The 19,234-nt window shown below is 40.3% G+C and carries 14 protein-coding genes; 8 read left to right on the top strand and 6 right to left on the bottom strand.

The features are described from left to right. Positions 1 to 137: 137 nt before the first annotated feature. The 4 genes from ACXAEO_RS20140 (at position 138) to ACXAEO_RS20125 (ending at position 4,822) form a co-directional block, all read left to right on the top strand. Positions 138 to 1,802 carry a glutamine--tRNA ligase/YqeY domain fusion protein gene (locus ACXAEO_RS20140; RefSeq protein WP_474884448.1) on the top strand — a complete coding sequence of 555 codons (1,665 nt, stop codon included), beginning with the start codon at positions 138 to 140 and terminating at the stop codon, positions 1,800 to 1,802. Between the two features lie 124 nt (positions 1,803 to 1,926). Next, positions 1,927 to 3,165: a peptidase T gene (pepT, locus tag ACXAEO_RS20135; RefSeq protein ID WP_474884447.1), complete on the top strand. Its 1,239-nt coding sequence runs from the start codon at positions 1,927 to 1,929 to the stop codon at positions 3,163 to 3,165. A 192-nt stretch (positions 3,166 to 3,357) separates the two neighbouring features. Continuing rightward, a complete protein-coding gene (locus ACXAEO_RS20130; RefSeq protein ID WP_474884445.1) occupies positions 3,358 to 3,984 on the top strand; it encodes a LysE family transporter in 627 nt (208 codons plus the stop codon). A gap of 70 nt (positions 3,985 to 4,054) precedes the next feature. Continuing rightward, positions 4,055 to 4,822: a YqcI/YcgG family protein gene (locus tag ACXAEO_RS20125; protein WP_474884443.1), complete on the top strand. Its 768-nt coding sequence runs from the start codon at positions 4,055 to 4,057 to the stop codon at positions 4,820 to 4,822. Positions 4,823 to 4,830: 8 nt separating this feature from the next. Here ACXAEO_RS20125 and ACXAEO_RS20120 read toward each other — a convergent pair whose 3' ends face one another. Both ACXAEO_RS20120 and ACXAEO_RS20115 read right to left on the bottom strand, forming a co-directional pair. Next, the gene (locus ACXAEO_RS20120; RefSeq protein ID WP_474885102.1) at positions 4,831 to 6,129 is read right to left on the bottom strand and encodes an amino acid permease; all 1,299 of its coding nucleotides are present in this window, start codon (positions 6,127 to 6,129) and stop codon (positions 4,831 to 4,833) included. A 43-nt stretch (positions 6,130 to 6,172) separates the two neighbouring features. Further along, on the bottom strand, positions 6,173 to 7,120 hold the full coding sequence (locus ACXAEO_RS20115; protein ID WP_474884442.1) for an arginine deiminase family protein: 948 nt from the start codon (positions 7,118 to 7,120) through the stop codon (positions 6,173 to 6,175). A gap of 184 nt (positions 7,121 to 7,304) precedes the next feature. Between ACXAEO_RS20115 and ACXAEO_RS20110 the strand changes: the two genes are divergently transcribed. After that, the gene (locus ACXAEO_RS20110) at positions 7,305 to 8,516 is read left to right on the top strand and encodes an MFS transporter (protein ID WP_474884440.1); all 1,212 of its coding nucleotides are present in this window, start codon (positions 7,305 to 7,307) and stop codon (positions 8,514 to 8,516) included. A gap of 60 nt (positions 8,517 to 8,576) precedes the next feature. On the opposite strand, the gene ACXAEO_RS20105 is transcribed toward ACXAEO_RS20110, so the two are convergent. Together ACXAEO_RS20105 and ACXAEO_RS20100 are read right to left on the bottom strand one after the other, a co-directional pair. Beyond that, positions 8,577 to 9,563: an HD-GYP domain-containing protein gene (locus ACXAEO_RS20105; RefSeq protein ID WP_474884439.1), complete on the bottom strand. Its 987-nt coding sequence runs from the start codon at positions 9,561 to 9,563 to the stop codon at positions 8,577 to 8,579. 298 nt (positions 9,564 to 9,861) lie between these two features. After that, positions 9,862 to 10,731, bottom strand: a complete 870-nt coding sequence (locus ACXAEO_RS20100; protein WP_474884438.1) for a DegV family protein — start codon at positions 10,729 to 10,731, stop codon at positions 9,862 to 9,864. A gap of 266 nt (positions 10,732 to 10,997) precedes the next feature. Here ACXAEO_RS20100 and rluF point away from each other — a divergent pair, with 266 nt between their 5' ends. After that, a complete protein-coding gene (gene rluF / locus ACXAEO_RS20095; protein ID WP_474884436.1) occupies positions 10,998 to 11,705 on the top strand; it encodes a 23S rRNA pseudouridine(2604) synthase RluF in 708 nt (235 codons plus the stop codon). A gap of 108 nt (positions 11,706 to 11,813) precedes the next feature. Here the strand turns inward: rluF and ACXAEO_RS20090 are convergent, their stop codons facing one another. Beyond that, on the bottom strand, positions 11,814 to 14,054 hold the full coding sequence (locus ACXAEO_RS20090; RefSeq protein ID WP_474884434.1) for a hypothetical protein: 2,241 nt from the start codon (positions 14,052 to 14,054) through the stop codon (positions 11,814 to 11,816). 529 nt (positions 14,055 to 14,583) lie between these two features. Between ACXAEO_RS20090 and ahpC the strand changes: the two genes are divergently transcribed. Together ahpC and ahpF are read left to right on the top strand one after the other, a co-directional pair. Then, positions 14,584 to 15,147, top strand: coding sequence for an alkyl hydroperoxide reductase subunit C (gene ahpC, locus ACXAEO_RS20085; RefSeq protein WP_474884432.1), 564 nt, complete (start codon positions 14,584 to 14,586; stop codon positions 15,145 to 15,147). 12 nt (positions 15,148 to 15,159) lie between these two features. Beyond that, positions 15,160 to 16,689, top strand: coding sequence for an alkyl hydroperoxide reductase subunit F (gene ahpF / locus ACXAEO_RS20080; RefSeq protein ID WP_474884430.1), 1,530 nt, complete (start codon positions 15,160 to 15,162; stop codon positions 16,687 to 16,689). A gap of 555 nt (positions 16,690 to 17,244) precedes the next feature. Here ahpF and ACXAEO_RS20075 read toward each other — a convergent pair. Continuing rightward, the gene (locus tag ACXAEO_RS20075; protein ID WP_474884428.1) at positions 17,245 to 19,197 is read right to left on the bottom strand and encodes a CotH kinase family protein; all 1,953 of its coding nucleotides are present in this window, start codon (positions 19,195 to 19,197) and stop codon (positions 17,245 to 17,247) included. Positions 19,198 to 19,234 lie beyond the last annotated feature (37 nt).

Below are 19,234 nucleotides of genomic sequence, written 5' to 3'. Positions count from 1 at the left end.
TTCTGTTGTTTATTGTGTTACAATAGGCTCTAGCGGATATAATGCTTAATGGAAAAATCATTCTATATATGTTATATATAAAGGTAAATTAAGCTAGCAAAACAAGAATCCCATCACTATGAGGAAGGTTGAAAACTGTGGAACATAACTCGTCGAATTTTATTAGAAATATCATAAAAGAAGACTTGGAAACTGGTAAACGTGATCATGTCATTACTCGTTTCCCTCCAGAGCCGAATGGTTATTTACATATTGGGCATGCCAAGTCGATTGTGCTGAATTTTGATTTGGCAGACGAATTTGGAGGAAAAACCAACCTCCGTTTCGATGACACAAACCCGTTAAAGGAAGATACAGAGTTTGTAGAAGCTATTAAAGAGGACGTTAAATGGCTCGGATATGATTGGGAAGGCTTATTTTTCGCTTCTGATTATTTTGAAGAGATGTATGAAAAAGCGGTTTTGCTGATTAAAAAAGGAAAAGCCTATGTCGATGACCTGTCTGCTGACGAAATTCGTGAATACCGCGGCACTTTAACTGCACCAGGGAAAGAAAGTCCATACCGGAACCGCTCTGTCGAAGAAAATTTAGACTTATTTGAGCGCATGCGCAAAGGTGAATTCGGTAACGGCGAAAAAGTATTGCGAGCAAAGATTGATATGAGCTCTCCGAACATCAATCTTCGTGACCCGGTCATCTATCGTATTTCTCATGCAACACATCACAACACAGGCGATACATGGTGCATTTATCCAATGTATAGCTTTGCACATCCGCTTGAAGATGCTATTGAAGGTGTAACACATTCCATTTGTACGCTTGAATTCGAAGACCAGCGTCCATTGTATAACTGGGTTGTGGAAGAATGCGAAATGCAAACAAAGCCACAGCAAATTGAATTCAACCGCTTAAACTTAACAAATACGGTTATGAGTAAACGAAAACTGAAACAGCTTGTCGATGAAGGCTATGTAGACGGCTGGGACGACCCTCGTATCCCGACCATTTCTGGTTTAAGAAGAAGAGGTTATACACCTGAATCCATTCGAGCATTTTGCCGGGAACTTGGTGTATCAAAAGTGTTCAGTACGGTTGATTCGCAAATGCTCGATCACTTTGTAAGAGAAGACTTAAAGATGAAGGCGCCTCGTACGATGGGGGTTCTACGCCCGCTTAAAGTCGTAATTACAAACTACCCTGAAGGTCAAATTGAAATGCTAGAAGCGGAAATTAACCCGGAAAATCCAGAGATGGGAACAAGACAAATCCCGTTTTCAAGAGAAATTTACATTGAGCAAGAGGATTTCATGGAAAATCCTCCAAAGAAATATTTCCGCTTATTCCCTGGGAATGAAGTTCGTCTCAAGCATGCTTACTTCATTAAATGTGAAGAAGTCATTAAAGACGAAGACGGAAACGTAATTGAGGTCCGTTGTACGTACGACCCAGAAACAAAGAGTGGCACTGGCTTTACTGGTCGTAAAGTAAAAGGAACGCTTCACTGGGTGGAAGCGACTCAAGCCATTCCTGCCGAATTCCGTTTATATGAGCCGCTCATTTTAGACGAAAACGAGGAAGAAAAGGAAGCGGGCGAGACAGAAAAAACGTTCTTGGACCATGTAAATCCAAACTCCTTGCAAGTGGTCAACGGCTTTATTGAGCCAAACATGAAAGACATTCAAGCACAAGATAAATTCCAATTCTTTAGACACGGGTATTTTAATGTAGATCCAAAGCACACGACGGAAGAACGTCCTGTATTTAATCTCATCGTGTCACTAAAAAGCTCGTTTAAACTGTAAGGACTAGCTTCTTTAGACAAAAGGGAGTAGCGAAAAAGGAGGTCTTTTCCTTTTTTGTTACCCCTTCTTTTTATATTCCATAATTCAAACTAGAAGTAAGATGCCTATGAATGGAGTGGAAAACATGAAAAAAGAAATCATCGACCGATTCACTACTTATGTCCGAATGGATACACAATCAAATGCCGAAAGTGATACATGTCCATCTACACCGGGACAACTTGCATTAGGCAATTTGTTAGTCGAAGAACTAACAGCGATCGGCATGGAAGATGTCACAATGGATGAAAATGGATATGTGATGGCTACTTTACCTGCTAATACCGACAAGCCTATTCCAACAGTTGGCTTTTTAGCTCACTTAGATACCGCCACTGATTTCACAGGTGCCAATGTAAAGCCACAAATTGTGGAAGGGTATGATGGTCATGATATTGTGTTAAATGATGAGCTCGAGGTCATTTTGTCGCCTGAACAATTTCCTGAGCTTAAACAATATAAAGGTCATACGCTCATCACAACAGATGGAACCACGTTGCTTGGAGCCGACAATAAAGCCGGTATTGCCGAAATTATGACCGCAATGAATTACCTCATTCAGCATCCTGAAATGAAGCACGGAAAAGTCCGGGTCGCTTTCACTCCTGATGAAGAAATTGGAAGAGGCCCTCACCAATTCGACGTAGCTGCGTTTGGAGCCGATTTCGCGTATACGATTGACGGCGGACCGCTTGGGGAGCTTCAATATGAAAGTTTTAACGCAGCTGGTGCAAAGGTCACGATACATGGAAAAAATGTTCACCCCGGAACAGCGAAAGGCAAAATGATTCATTCTGCTAAAATTGCAATGGAGTTCCAACGAAGACTTCCAGCAAATGAAGCACCGGAACATACAGAAGGATATGAAGGCTTTTATCATTTGCTTTCCATCGAAGGCGATGTGGAGCAAACCGTTCTTCATTACATCATTCGAGACTTTGACCGTACTTCTTTCCAAGCACGAAAAGATTTTCTTCTGAAGGTGGCAGATGAACTGAAAGAAGAATATGGACAAGAGCGTGTGATGGTGGAGATGAACGACCAATATTACAATATGAGAGAGAAAATTGAACCGAAGAAAGAAATTGTCGATACGGCTTATGAGGCTATGACCAATTTACATATTGAACCGATTGTCCAGCCTATTCGAGGCGGAACAGACGGATCTCAATTATCGTATATGGGCTTACCTACTCCTAATATCTTTACAGGGGGCGAAAATTTCCACGGACGGTTTGAATACATCTCGGTTGATAACATGATTCAAGCAACGAATGTCATCATTGAGATTATTAAACTTCTTGAACAAAAGTCCGACAGATAATGTTTTAGAGTGCTCAATCAAAAGGGTAAAAGGAAGACCGAAACCTATCTAGTTTCGGTACTTTCCTTTCACCCTTTTATGCTTTCCAACGAAACCATTCGAACGGTTTTCTCTTGTAAAAATAGAAGTCGTACAAGTCATCTAGGTGAATACAATAGTACAAGTACCCTTAATTTATGTAGGAGGTAGAACATGAATGCATTTTTAAGTTACTTGCTATTGGGAATTTCATTATCAGCGCCCATCGGTCCCATTAATGCGGCTCAGTTAAACAAAGGGATTCATAACGGATTTTTTCACGCTTGGCTAATTGGAATCGGTGCTATGTTTGCCGATGTTCTTTTTATGTTGCTCATTTATTTTGGGGTAGCCCAATTTTTAACTACTCCTTTTATGAAATCCTTTCTATGGCTATTTGGTTTTTTCATTTTAGTTTACACAGGAATTGAAAGCATTATCACATCGAAACAACCGATTCAAGCGAATACCTCCACCCATGAATCTCCCAGTAAATCCTTTCGCTCTGGCTTTTTCATGGCCATCTCTAACCCTCTCAACATTTTATTTTGGCTTGGCATTTACGGCTCAGTGCTCGCCAAAACAAGCAGTACATACAGTCATACCGAATTGTTTTTATACAGCGGAGGAATTTTTCTTGGCATTTTTATTTGGGATGTCTTCATGGCAGGAATTGCAAGCGGGTTTAAACGATTTATGAGCTCAAGGGCATTGCAGTGGATTTCGATCGGTGCAGGTTTATGTCTCATCGGGTTTGGACTCTATTTTGGATATGAAGCGTTCATCCTTATTTTCAACTAATCCAACCGAGACAGTCACCCATTTACGTCTTCCTTAATAGTGTAATGGTGTAATGAAGGAGGAGACGTAAATGGGAACTATTTTGGATAAAGTTTGGATTGAAGAGCACTTCAGCACACTTGACCGATGGCAGCAATCCGCGTACGAGGCTTTCTCTGCAACCATCGGAGATAAGGAAAATACGTATCCATGTATTCCAGGAAGACAAGGCTTCCTCACGAATAATCTACGTTTCAGCTTTGTAGGAGACCCGCGCAAGTCCGAGTCGTTACAAGAGCTCGCCCATGCCTTAAGAGCGTACGGCTTATGTTCGCGAGACACAGGAAAATATGCGTCATTGGTTGTCTTTTTTGAAACGCCGGAAGAAGTTCTTCACCAATACAATGTGGAAGATTACCGAGAGTTATTTTGGACCGTATTAAATGGTGTTACCGCATTCGATGAGAAAGAGTGGCCGGAACATATCCCGACAGATCCCGCTGACCACCAATGGGAATTTTGTTTTGACGGCGAGCCGTATTTTGGTTTTTGCGCTACCCCGGCTCATGAAATACGAAAAAGCCGGCACTTCCCATGTTTTTTAATGGCCTTCCAGCCACGATGGGTCTTTGAGGAAATTAATGATTCTACCGTATTTGGACGCAAAATGAAAAAAGCAATTCGAAATCGTCTTGTTGATTATGACGGCATTCCAGCCCATCCTGATTTAAAATGGTACGGACAAGAAGACAATCATGAATGGAAGCAATACTTTTTAAGCGATGACGAGACGACCCCTTCCAAATGTCCATTTATGCGCATGAAAAGCAAACTATCCGCTTTTCTTTCAAATAAATGATACTGTTGTTAAGAAAGGCTGTCCGCTTCTCTCCACCTTTTTCTCATTATGATGGTCGCCAAACCGATCATTAACAAGAACAGCAGACTCACATACAAGCCGGGTCTGCTTATTTGTTCACCTGCTGTTCCTAAGACAGCCGCTACAATAAGAAACATGCCCACTAGATTCTTCCCCCGCCTCCATCCGGACAATCTCATCAGTTTCCAATGGGTGCATAAAATAAAAAGCCAATTATATAAGAGCATGAGACCGGCGGCGGTGGTAATGTATTCGAAAATTTTTCCCGGCAATAAGAGCGCGATAATCACCGACACAAGCAAACCTCCTGCTGTAAACAAGAATGTAGGAATCGGCACTTTCCACTTCCCTTTTTTATTTAAAAAAGTGGGAGCATCTTGATCATTCGCTAATGTTATGAGCATCGTAATGACAGCATAAAGGGCCGCTACCATCGTAGAAAAGCCGGCAATAATAAGAATGCCGTTTAATACATCGGCGACGTACGGCAAGTCATACGGTTTGAGTGCGGTAATAAAAGGACTTTCTTTCGTATGGAATTTCTCCCATGATATAAGGGATAAGGCTAAGGCAAGAGAGCCGACATAGATGACCGTCAGCACAATAATCATCACCCTGCCTGAGCGCGGGGCTTCTGCTGGATTTTTTAAATCAATAGCTAACAGCCCCATCACTTCAATGCCTCCATATGCATAAAACGCATAAAGGAGCGCAAGCCACATCCCTTTAATACCTTCTGAAAAAAAATCTTCGTAATTTTGAGTCAATGCGTCTTCTGTTCCCGCTTCGCCTCCACCTTGCCACATCACAATGGCCGCCACGATAATGAACATGAAAATCGCAGCTGTTTTGACGACACCAAAGATATTTTCAATCCGTTCAAAACCATGCATCCCGGTTAATAACACAAGAAGGCCGAGAACGGCATAAATGGCAGCAAATATCCATAGCGGAATGTCCGGAAACCAAAATTGTGTGAAAATGGCTAACGCAATGAGCTGACTCCCCATAATAAGCACTTCGGATATCCAATACATCCAGCCATTGCTAAATCCTGCCCACCTTCCAAACGCTTCTTTCGCATAGGAACGAAAAGAGCCTTCTACCGGATGGTCAGCAGACATTTCAGCCAAGGCATCATATACAATATATGTTCCGATGGCCGCTAATATAAAAGGAATCAATATCGCCGGCCCGCTTTTTTCGATGGAAAGGCTGGAACCAAGAAAAAAGCCGGTCCCAATTGTACATCCCACCCCAAGAAGGGATAATTGCCACCATGTCATGCTTCCTTTCTCTCTGCTTGATGATCCCAAAAGGCTTCCTCCTTTAGCTCAACGATTTACGGCGAAACGGCAATGTCATGCAGCGGATGCCGCCCCCTCCCTTCTCTAGTTCATTCACGTTCACTTCAATCAACTTCTTCTTCATCAATTTTGGGTGCTGCTTTAACATTTGCTTATGAGCATTTTTACTAATTAGTAAAGTTTCCGGGTCGATATTAAGAAAATTAATATCTGGAATCGTTTCGTATTCATCCACCCAGTACACTTCAAATCCATGACGCTTCAAGAATGTCTCTGGCATATCGTAACGAGACAGATCTTTTGTTAAAACATTGACCGGGAAATAGCGTAAATAACTCTTAGAGATGACTAAGTCTGCATTCGCGACGTTACAATTCATATCTAAATGAAGTGTATCTGAACGGCGTGGTAAATCTATGACACCAATTTCTGAGAAACCGGCCTCAAAAATTCGATCCTTCACCTTTTCTACACTTTCTACACTTGTCCGCATCCCAATATTGATAAAAACCGCATCTCGGTTCAAAATGAGCACATCGCCAAATTCCAACGCTTTGACATCATTATTTTCCCCTAATAAAAAAGCGTCCGGAAACCACTTTTTCATGAGTAAGTGGGCCTGTACATACTCGGGTTTCCTCATGGAGATACCTGCTTCCCCAGGCAGTACAACATTCCCGAATACACACGCAAGATCACGAACAAAAAAACGATTAATGAGCTGTTCACTTAATGCTTGGTCTTCTTTTGACAGTTCTTTACCGTAATCGATGACCTGAACACCTGCATGTTCTAAAGCAGCTCGAAGCTCTGCATGGTTTTCCCATGCTTGTTCCTGGTTAACCGGAGCACTCCATTGCACATCCTCAGCTGTCTTCAAATCCGGCACATCTAATTTTGAAGGAGAACAAAGCATGACCACTTCTAGTTCCCCATGTTCTGACCAGCAGTTTGGTTGAAAAGATACCATATGTGATACCGCCCTTCCCTTAAAATATATCTTCCTTATCGTTACCAGTTTAGGTTGAATCATGTAAAAGAAAGACAGCACATATCGTCTTTTTCTACCTGTAATAGTTCATCATAATCCTTTACAATAATAGAGCCTCTTATTTTTAGAGAGACGAAATAAAAAGAATGCGAGGCTTATTCACATGTGGACAAATAAAAACGTATGGATTTTACTCACAGGGGAATTTATCGCAGGTTTAGGATTGTGGCTTGGCATTATCGGAAACCTTGAATTCATGCAAGACAAAGTGCCGTCAGATTTTTTAAAGTCCGTCATTTTAGCTGCTGGACTCCTTGCAGGGATTGCTTTTGGTCCACTTGCCGGCAGACTCACAGACCAAATCAGCAAAAAAACCGTTATGCTTGTTGCTGGATTTGTTCGAACTGTCAGTGTCGTCTTTATGCTCGTGGCGATTGAAACAGGTTCTGTTTGGTGGATGGTTGTCTTTCTAATTTTCATCCAAACATCTGCCGCTTTTTATTTTCCTGCTTTACAAGCCGTCATTCCTCTTATTGTTGAAGAAAAGGATTTACTGCAATTGAATGGGATTCATATGAATGTCTCCACCCTATCCCGTATTATTGGAACTGCTGCTGCCGGTATTTTACTTGTGATTATGCCACTTTCCATGTTGTACGTTTTATCACTAATTGCTTATTTCGGACTCTTTATTCTCACGTGGTTTTTTCGCTTCGATGAATCTACCACTTCATTACCGAAAGAGCAAAAATCAGCTTCAGCGGGGGGAGGCTTTCAAGATGTATTCCCTGTCATTCAGCAACTGCCAATTGTGTTCATGACCCTTTTATTGACACTTGTTCCCCTTCTATTTATTGGTGGCTTTAACTTAATGGTCATCAACATTAGCGAACTTCAAAACAGTTCTGCCATTAAAGGCTGGATTTACACTACAGAAGGGATTGCTTTTATGCTCGGTGCTTTTTTCGTCAAAAAAATTGGGCATAGCTTTTCACCATATAAAGTCCTGTTTTTCTTTTCCTTCATGATTGGTTTGTCTCAATCATTGCTTTACTTTGCTCATATTCCTTTTATCTCGGTTTTCGCCTTTCTTTTATTCGGCTTTGCTGTAGGGTGTTTTTTTCCGACTGCCTCTATGATTTTTCAAACAAAAGTTCCAAAAGAGTTCCACGGAAGGTTCTTTTCTTTCCGTAACATGCTGGACCGTTTAAGCTTCCAAGTCGTTCTTTTATTAACAGGTTTCATGTTAGACGCCATCGGCCTGCCGTACATGACGCTTATCTTCGGGATAAGTTCTCTTCTCATGACCGCTGTCTTTTACAGTCGTTTTCGAAAACTGAGGGAAATAGGTGAGCTGGAAGAAAAAGCAGGATAAAACAAAGAAAAGGACCTGTCATCATCGACAAGTCCTTTTCCTTATGTGTACAAATACACGTTATTTAGCTAATACAGGCTGCGCGGACAAAAATCTTTTCTCTTCTGGCTTTAGCTTGCCTTCTTTCGTTAATACTTGAATAAAAGCATTGGCAATAGCTGGATCAAATTGTGTTCCACTATGCCGTCTTAATTCATCCACAGCTGTTTCAATTGATAATTTCTGTCGATAAGAACGATTCGTCGTCATTGCATCAAAGGAATCTGCGACACTTAATATACGAGCTCCTAGCGGAATCTCCTCCCCTTTCAAACCAAGAGGATAGCCTCGACCATCCGGACGTTCATGATGAAAGCGAACCATATCTGAAATGCCTAGTTCTTCAAACCTTTTAATACCCTTTACGATTTGGAACCCATCTTCCGGATGTTTTTTTATAATCTCATACTCTTCATCCGTTAGCCTGCTCTCTTTTTGCAAAATAGCATCTGGTGTTCCAACTTTGCCGATATCATGGATCAGTCCTGCTAAGTAAATCGCATCTACTTCCGTTTGCGGCAGTTTTAATTGTTTCGCTATATTACGGGCATATTCGGCCACATTACTTGAATGAAAAGCGGTATACGCATCACGCGTATCAATGGTTTTGGCTAACGTCAAAACCGTATTTAATAGCGTTTCCTCTTGATCCTTTTTCCCACGATAGTTATGTAATGACACTGTCACCACTCGTTTGACAATCAGCATTAATAAAATTAACGCTACTACTACAAGCATCATGATTGGATCAGGCGATTTGAAAAGAAATAGTGACCCAAGCAATAAAAAATTCAGGAAAAAAACCTTTGGGAGCGATGGTGTAAATATAGATATAAATACGACTGGGTAGGCATATAAACTAAGCAAAAGAGGCGAGTCAAAAAACCAATTTAACATAATCACGGCTAAAACTGATACTAAAAACAGTATTTTAAAAGTACGACTATATTTCGGAAGAGAGATTGGACAAAAAGCTCCCTTTTCCATGCATCGTTTTAATTCTTCCATTCTATTCACCTTCTTCTTAACTATATTTCCCCGCCCTTATGCCCTCCCTACCCGAGCAACTAAATGACAAAAGAACCATAAAATATTCTACGGAATGATTATATAATACTAGACTTACTTTAGGGAAATTATATATATCCGTCTCATCAATAAAGAAATCATCCATCGTTAGAGGTCATCTGCTTATGTCTAGAAAATTCGGCATGACGCTGTTTGATCATGCCGAATTTTTTAAATCGATTCATCTAAAATCCTCTAACAGAAGCAACCATTCAGAAGGTCTTGTACTACTGAACCTCTATTTTCTTTTTTCTACGAAAAACATCGAAATCGCTCCCAATCCAACATGGGTGCCGACAGCTACTCCCATCTGCATCATATAAATATCGCCTGAAAAATCAGTTTCCGTTTGAATTTTCATCTTTAAACTTTCCGCCACTTTTTGGTCTGATGTATAGCCGATGATAATAAATTCCGTCAATTCCTTATCATTTCGTTTGCAGAACTCGCTGACATAATGCTGAAGAACCTTTTTCGTTCCTCGTTCCTTTGCCACAATTGCTCCTTTTCCAGCCTTCATGGTCATAATCGGCTTTAACATTAAAATTTTCCCGATAAATGCGCTTGCATTTGTCAGTCTGCCGCTTTTAATCAAATGATTTAAATCATCGACCGAAAGAAAGTGTTTCACATTCCTTTTATACATTTCATTGAAATTCACAATTTCTTCAAAGGAAGCTCCTTGCTCCCTCATAATGGCGCTCTTTAACACTAGCCAACCGCTTCCATGACTCATACAGGTTGAATCCACTACATGGATTTTAATTGATGAATGAGGGGTTTGCTCATAAAAATACCCTTTTGCGATAACAGCTGATTGATACGCTCCGCTCGTTCCGCTAGACATGCAAATACACAATATTTCCTTATATCCGTCTTGAACCGCCTTGTTCATGATGTGTAAATATTCTGCTGGACTCGGCATACCGGTTGTCGGAAACTCGTCTAACTGATTCATAATTTGATAAAAGTCATCTGGTTTTATCTCTACTCGATCTTTATAGACATTCCCATTCATATTAATGGTCAGCGGGGCCAAGCTTATATTGTACCGTTCCAGTACTTCGTCGCATAAATCACATGTTGAATCAGCCATTATCTTTATCATCTATATCCTCCAATAAGCCACTCTCTGCTGTTAGCTTAAATTAATCGTAACATTGTATGTTTCGGACTTTTTTTAATGTTTGTTTAGCATGGTGAAAAAAATGCTTTTAAAACCCGTCAATCCAACTAGTATACCTTATTAAATCCACTTCGGAACAGCCCCTAAAAGAACCCATTAGAATGCCCCATAAGGCTTTGATTCACTCTCAAAAATAAGGTATAGTTAGATATCAACTAAAACCACCCTCCATTTAAGGATGTGTTACTATGCGTATTAATAAATATATTAGCGAGGCTGGAAAAGCATCTCGACGTGGTGCAGATAAACTTGTGGAAGAAGGAAGAGTCACCATCAACGGAAAACCAGCCAAAATCGGCAGCCAAGTACAGCCGGGCGATGATGTGCGCGTAAACGGCTCTCCTGTAAGGCTTGCACGAAACAATGTGTACATCGCTCTCAATAAACCTGTCGGCATTACAAGTACGACAGAAAAAGGAGTCAAAGGAAACATTATCGATTTAGTGAACCACCCGTTAAGAATTTTCAACATTGGACGACTGGACAAAGATTCAGACGGATTAATCCTTTTAACGAACGATGGCGACATTGTAAATGAAATTTTACGTGTGGAAAATAAGCATGAAAAAGAGTACATCGTATCTGTGGACAAACCCATTACCCCGGAATTTGTGAAAAAAATGTCCGAAGGGGTTAAAATATTAAATACGGTTACATTACCTTGTAAAGTTGAAGCATTATCGAAATTCGATTTTCGCATCACACTAACACAAGGACTTAATCGTCAAATTCGCCGCATGTGCGCCGAGTTAGGATATGAAGTGTACCGACTGCAACGAGTTCGAATTATGAACATTCATCTAGGCAATCTTCCCCCAGGACAATGGAGAGATTTGTCTAAAAAAGAGCGGACTCAGTTATTTAGAGAACTGAATTATGAACCGAAGGAATGGTAATCAGGAAAGTGTTGGACTCTCCTTCACTTGAATGTCTATTTCTATACATTAAAAAGCTGACTCTATAACACACAGAGTCAGCTTTTTAAAATTGTACCATTGAATCATCTATAAACCTTCAACCACTTCCTGATCCATACGACTATGCCGAGAGCGTTTAAACCAAAAGAACGCACCCACTAATAGTACTAAAAACATTCCTACCGTAAGAAACGCTACACGATTCTTCTCCCACACACTTTGCTCGGATACTTGAACATCTAAGCCGAGAGAAGAAAGCACTTCCTCTGCAGGTACATACACTTGTCCTTCTTGCTCATAAGGAGCCGCAGAAAAATGAGGGGCGGGTGTAAGTTCATTCTTATCACTCGGTGCACCACTTCCGCTCACTTTGGCTTCTTCTTGATAGCGCTCCATATTGCGACGATAAGCCGTCTCTCCTACCGTGAAATTCAAGGTTTGACCATTGCTAATGATGGTCCAGTAATCTGCAGGTCCTTTAGGATCACTATCGTAAAGATGGACAGGATACACGTTCAAACGTGATTCATATAGACTCTCCAAGTCTTGGATTGAAATCATCGTCGTTTCATCTACAGTATGCACAGGAAATGCAAGTTTGGTCTTTTCCTCATCAAGACGGGCACTATTACTATTTTTGTAGAGATACAAGGTCTCGAATGGTTTTTCTGATGGTACAGATGCAAGTTGGGCTTCAAAGAAATCAAATATGGCACCAAGCACAGCCGCGTAAGAATACGTATGATCTCCCCGTTCAACCGTAATATATTGTGCATTTTGCAGTTTTGGCATGACAGCTGACACAATGGACCCTGGTTTTTCTTCGCTACCAATTTGTACTTTAAACGAGGTAGTCGTATCAGCTGTCCCTTGTACAACGAAAGCAGGAAGGTGTTTCACCGCACTTAAATCATAGTCTGTTCCTTCAATATTTACTACCGTGCCTCCACCTTCCGCTCTATCCGTAATTTTCGGAGCTGTTGGAGCCATAGCGCGGAATCGGTCTGGAAAGCGGGCAGCAAGCTCAAGCGTCCCTCTGCCTCCAAGGGAATTCCCTGTAATGAATACACGCTCACGGTCTACCGTGAATTCTTTTAGCGTTTGTTCAAACGATTGCTCAAACGAATAAAGTGCCTGATTTTGTCTCCATACCGGGTCTTGTGTCCATCCGTTAGGGGAAAGTAAGATGTAATTATATTCTTCAGCATATTGTTCAAGCGGTAAATCATGTTGCATCAGTCGATAGGTCGGGGTATGTTCGTTCCCTGTACCTCCATGAAGCATATATGTAAGTCTTGTTTCATTCGCATCGTAATTAGTGGGAATATACAAAGAGAATGGAACGATGCGATTCGCCTCAAGAGTTACTGTATTTCCGTTTTCATCCTTAAACCCATCTCCTGATGCCATATAGAACGACTTCCATAACCATCCTGTCCGGCGCTTTCCATCCGCTACATCATTCATGTAGTCTGCCCATGTATAGTCAGGTTCGACTTCTTCCCATAACCCTCCATGCCATGGATTAGAAGGCTTCGGAACCACGACGTCACTCACCTCTATGTCTTCATCTGAACGGTCCACAGCCTTTGTGACATCCGCCATTTCTTTTGCTTGAACAGTCAAATACCCTTCTTCCTGAAAGCTCACTTTTCCCATCAGTTCCATAACTTCTGCAAGCGGAACATAATAGTCGCCATCCTTTATCTCAACAGCTCCTTTAGAAAAAGTAAAAGGCTGATTTTCTATGCTGCGCTCTTTGTTTATATCAACGGGATTGATCGCAGATTTATTTCTTCCACCCTGAACAGGCAAGTACTCACGGAAATCATACACACCAGCGTTCATTTTACCATCTGCTTTCCTATTTAGGTAAAGCTCCCACACCTTCTTCGTATATTCAATTGTTGTGGCCCTCTCCCCAAATCCTGCTGTCACTAGCTTGTCATAAACCGTATGACGAATGTGCAACTCACCTTCAGATACTTCATAATCAAAGTAGGGAGCGTATAATTTCTTTACATCCTCAAGATGAATCATAAGAGCCCCATCTTGTCCCACGTAATACGTGTGATCCAATTCATACATTGTTAACGGGTCATAGACACCGACTTTTACCGTTGGGTCGAAGGGAGAGAAAAAATCAAAGAAAGCTACATTATTCTTTCCCCCGTCTATTCGGAAAAACCATGTTGAACGGTCACTTGAAAAATCTATATATGGTTGCTCGGATAATTCTTTTGCTGCTTCTGTTTCATGGACCGTCAAATGACTAAATCCGAAAAAACATACAATCACCATCATATGTTTCACTAATTTGTTAATCATTGATATCTCCTTCCATACTACATTAATTGATATTGATTATCATTATTAGGTAATTAGAAGGATTTTGCAATACTTTTATAGAATGAGCAGGAAAAAGCTTTTCAATCTTTTAATGTATTTAAAATATGCACCAACTCTCTTTTCATCGTGCAAACATCCAGTCGGTACTTATTTTCTCGTTTAAATGTATCCACTATAGTATTTGAAAAACAGTTCCTCACTACGGTTAAAAATACTTATTAATTGAGAACCAATCCTATTAATTGAAAACCTCAAAGTACTCTTCCTACATAAAATAGTTGCCCCATTTTTCAACTAAAACGATTTTTTTGTAATGATACTCTAGAAAATATTAAAAATTTATCCTTGACAAAACACCAAGATTTATACAATAATTATTTTTGAATTAGAATTATTTTAGATAACGAATTATGATTAAAAGCGAATGATAATTTGTTATCTACGATCTGGACAACTTGTCCCACATTTACTATTTATAAATTTTAAAACACACTAGGAGGAAATAATTATGTCTTTAATCGGAACTGAAGTAAAACCATTCAAAGCATCAGCTTACCACAACGGAGAGTTTATCGAAGTTACAGAAGAAAACTTAAAAGGTAAGTGGAGCGTTATTTGCTTCTACCCTGCAGATTTCACATTCGTGTGTCCTACTGAACTTGAAGATTTACAAAACCAATATGCTACATTAAAAGAAATGGGAGCGGAAGTATACTCTGTTTCTACTGATACACACTTCACACATAAAGCATGGCACGATCATTCAGAAGCGATTGGTAAAATCGAGTATGTAATGATTGGTGACCCATCCCAAAAAATTTCTCGCAACTTTGATGTATTAAACGAAGAAGAAGGCCTTGCTGATCGTGGTACATTCATCATCGATCCAGACGGCATCATCCAAACAGTTGAAATCAATGCAGGCGGCATCGGTCGTGATGCAAGCGCAGTTGTGAGCAAACTTAAAGCTGCTCAATATGTTCGCAACAACCCAGGTGAAGTTTGCCCAGCAAAATGGCAAGAAGGCGCTCAAACACTTAAGCCAAGCCTTGATCTTGTAGGAAAAATTTAAGGAGTGTCCTCCATGTTATTAGATGCAACAATTAAAGCACAATTAGCCCAATATCTTCAAATGATGGAGGGCGATGTGCTGCTTAAAGTTAGCGCAGGGGCTGATGATGTTTCCCGCGACATGCTGGCTCTAGTAGACGAATTAGCCACTATGTCACCGAACATTAAAGTTGAGAAAACACAATTAGAGAGAACACCTAGCTTTAGTGTCAACCGTATCGGCGAAGACACTGGAGTCACTTTTGCAGGTATTCCTCTTGGACATGAGTTTACTTCATTAGTATTGGCTCTACTTCAAGTAAGCGGAAGAGCTCCAAAAGTTGAGCAAAAAGTCATTGACCAAATTAAAAACATTAAGGGCGAGTACCACTTTGAGTCTTACATCAGTTTAAGTTGTCACAACTGCCCTGATGTAGTTCAAGCACTGAACTTAATGAGCATTTTAAATCCTGGCATTACCCATACGATGATTGATGGGGCCGCATTTAAAGAAGAAGTAGAAAGCAAAAATATTATGGCTGTACCAACTGTGTTCCTAAATGGTGAATCTTTCGGTAGTGGCCGTATGTCAGTGGAAGAAATCCTTGCTAAAGTAGGCAGCACACCAGATGCATCCGAATTTAATGATAAAGAGCCATTTGATGTTCTTGTTGTTGGAGGCGGACCAGCAGGTGCAAGTGCCGCTATCTACGCAGCACGTAAAGGAATTCGCACAGGTATTGTAGCTGAGCGCTTCGGCGGTCAAGTGATGGATACAGTCGGTATTGAGAACTTCATCAGTGTTAAATACACAGAAGGTCCTAAGCTCGCAGCAAGCCTTGAAGAGCATGTGAAAGAGTACAACGTTGATGTCATGAATCTACAACGTGCAAAACGTTTAGAAAAGAAAGACCTTGTTGAGATTGAATTGGAAAACGGTGCTGTTCTGAAAAGTAAGACCGTTATCCTTTCAACAGGGGCTCGTTGGCGCAATGTTGGCGTTCCTGGCGAAGCAGAATTTAAAAATAAAGGCGTAGCATATTGCCCTCATTGCGATGGTCCATTGTTTACAGGAAAACATGTCGCAGTTATTGGCGGCGGAAACTCTGGTGTTGAAGCAGCCATTGACCTGGCAGGAATCGTAAAACATGTAACCGTTCTTGAGTTTATGCCAGAGTTAAAAGCTGATTCTGTCCTGCAAGAACGTCTATACAGCTTGCCAAATGTAACAGTTCTAAAAAATGTTCAAACAAAAGAAATTACTGGAACTGATAAAGTAAACGGGATTAGCTACATTGAGCGCGATACAGGAGAAGTTCGTCATATTGAATTATCCGGCGTCTTTGTTCAAATTGGCTTAGTACCAAATACAGATTGGCTAGGTGACACAATCGAACGTAATAAAATGGGTGAGATTGTTGTCGATAATCATGGCGCAACAAACATTCCTGGCGTGTTTGCTGCAGGGGATTGTACGAACAACCCTTATAAACAAATCATTATTTCAATGGGATCTGGCGCAAACGCATCTCTTGGTGCATTTGACTACCTCATTCGAAATTAATCGATAGAGTGATTGAAAGCCCGTGCACGATTTAAAATGTGCACGGGCTTTTAGTCATTTTATACTGAATTAAAAAATTTATTTACTGAATCATACAGTTTTTTTCTACTTAACTAAACTGCAGATACAGCATTTGCATATGCCTCTGCTTCTTTAGATACATTACAATTCTCATAAATTTGAAACTCCATACAAAGCACAGCAAAATGATTGAATAGTGGGAGTAAGTCATTTTCTTTTAGGAGATTCAAAAATTCCAGATTTCAAAATACAGCATATTAAGATTTTTGGTAGCTCCCCTTATTAGAAGGAACAATGATTCGAAGCACCTTGACAAGTATAAAACTGAAGATAATCCGATGAGCTAATAGTGCGGTTCACCTTAATATCTTTAAAGAAAGTATTTATTTTACTAATGTCTTTCATAGATTAAAGTTGATGGATACTATATGGAAAAAGGTAGGCTACTGTAAGATGTTTGTCTTGGATTGATAAACGATTCAACTTAAAAAAAACGCCGAATTCTAGTCTATTTCACCAGAATCCGGCGTTAATTCATCGACCAATTCGACGAATAATCGTGATTACAATAACTGTCATTCCTAACAAGGCAAGAAGAAGATAAACATCTGCTTTCGTATATTCTCCAGTTGATTCTTCGCTTCCTGACTCCTTCGCTTCATTGTTCATCATTGGTTGGTTTCGATCTTTTCTATTATCGTTGCCATCACCTGTAGCTGGTGTTCCACCCATACCTTCCATATTTTCAATCAGATAAGATTTTTGTTCTTCCATTGTCATGGAATCAAAATCTTCTGGTAATGAAATAGGCGGATTTCCTGATTGAATTCGCTCTAAAAATTGAGCAAATTCTTCCTCTGTCATGGAATTAATGTCAAGTCCACCCCACATCCCTTCATTCATTTGTGGGGGAGCACCGTTCTGAGGTTGTTCCCTATTACTATTTCGCCCTTCCATCTCTGACATGTTAGTAGTCGTCTCGTCTGCTTCCACAACAAGTTCTCCTGATAATTGGGCTAAAATCGATTCACTTCGCTGTTTGGCAAACTCAGGTAAACTGTTATCACCACTCACACCTTCTAAAAACTCTTCAGTAGTGAAAAACTTAGATGGATCACTCTCAATATAGGGCTCTAACAGTTCTCCTAGCTTCGTTGTGATTGCTGCTACATTTTCTTCTGTTAAAACTTCTGTTGCGATTTGTTCTACATACGTTTCATACTGTGCAAACAGCGTTTCATCGCTTAATAATACGTTTAGTAACGGACGTTCTGATAAGGAAGTACCTGAAACCGGCTGGTAAATACTAAAATTAATGGTATCTTCGCTCAATAAATCTCCTGCAGGCATCATGCCTCCACCACGTTGATTGCCTTCTTGTGGCATCATTGCTGGGTTGCTTTGACCATTCCCTTGTTCCTGCCTTCCATCAACTTGAGGACGCTCTGGCATTGGAGTTGGATCAACATTCTCCGCTTGAGGTGTCGTATTCTGTGCAGGTTCTGATCCATCTGGGGCATTTTCATTAACATTCATAGGGGGGCCTCCTCTTCCTCCCCTATTAAACCCACCAAATGACATATTATAATCCCAAGGCAGAATTGAAAATTTACCATTTTCATCTTCATATAAATAATAATTATGCTTTAACTGTCCTTGATAGCTATCAAGACTAACGAGGGCTGTATTCATGGCAAAATAACGAAGCATTTCATCTGTATTTAAGTACTCGTTATACCCTTCACCATCATTTATTGCTTTGATCATGGAAATTAGTTCCGAATCTTCGACCGTTTCCTCATTCATTTTCACTTCAATTCCTTCGTAGTCTTCAAGAGAATCACTGATATAAACGAGGTCACTTCCGGTACCATCTGGCTTGTACAAATATCCTTGTGTCGTACCATAATTTGCAGCAATAAATGTTTCATCAATTGCTTCTATTCCAAGCATGAGGCCATAATACTCTCCATTGACCATGACCTTCATATAAGAGTGAACAGGTGCTGTAATTCCCATTTGCTCCATTAATTCATAAGAGACAAACTCTTTCATCTGGGTCGTATCACTAAAGTTATTATTTAAGTTCAGCTTCGTTAAACCGTAATAGCTTTGGGTAGAATTATAGTAATTAAAATCTATTTTTAAACTATACCGCTCTGATTCTTCATCCCTCGCTACGGAACTTAAGGAAGAGTTCCCTTTTGTTCGAATGGCTATATTAGAGACTTCTTCACCGTTAATCGTAACTGAAGCCTCCTTATATTCCTCATCCAACGGATTAGCTAATATATCCTCCCAATCATCCTCATCGATGGTGATTTCAATTGTGGAAACAGCCTCTTCATCAAATAACTTTTCTTTATAGGAATAAGGTGAATCTACACTTTCAAGTTCAAATTTTTGAACGAAGTAGATCGACCCTATAGCAAATAAAATCGCAGCAAACATGATGGAAAGAATCCATCTCGTTTTAATAGGCATCATCACACCTCCATTACATTTGTTCACCTAGCGTTTAAGG

Source organism: Bacillus sp. ABA4_010 (assembly GCF_056159105.1).
Note: the sequence above shows the minus strand (reverse complement) of the source record. Positions and strands in the feature narration are given on the sequence as shown.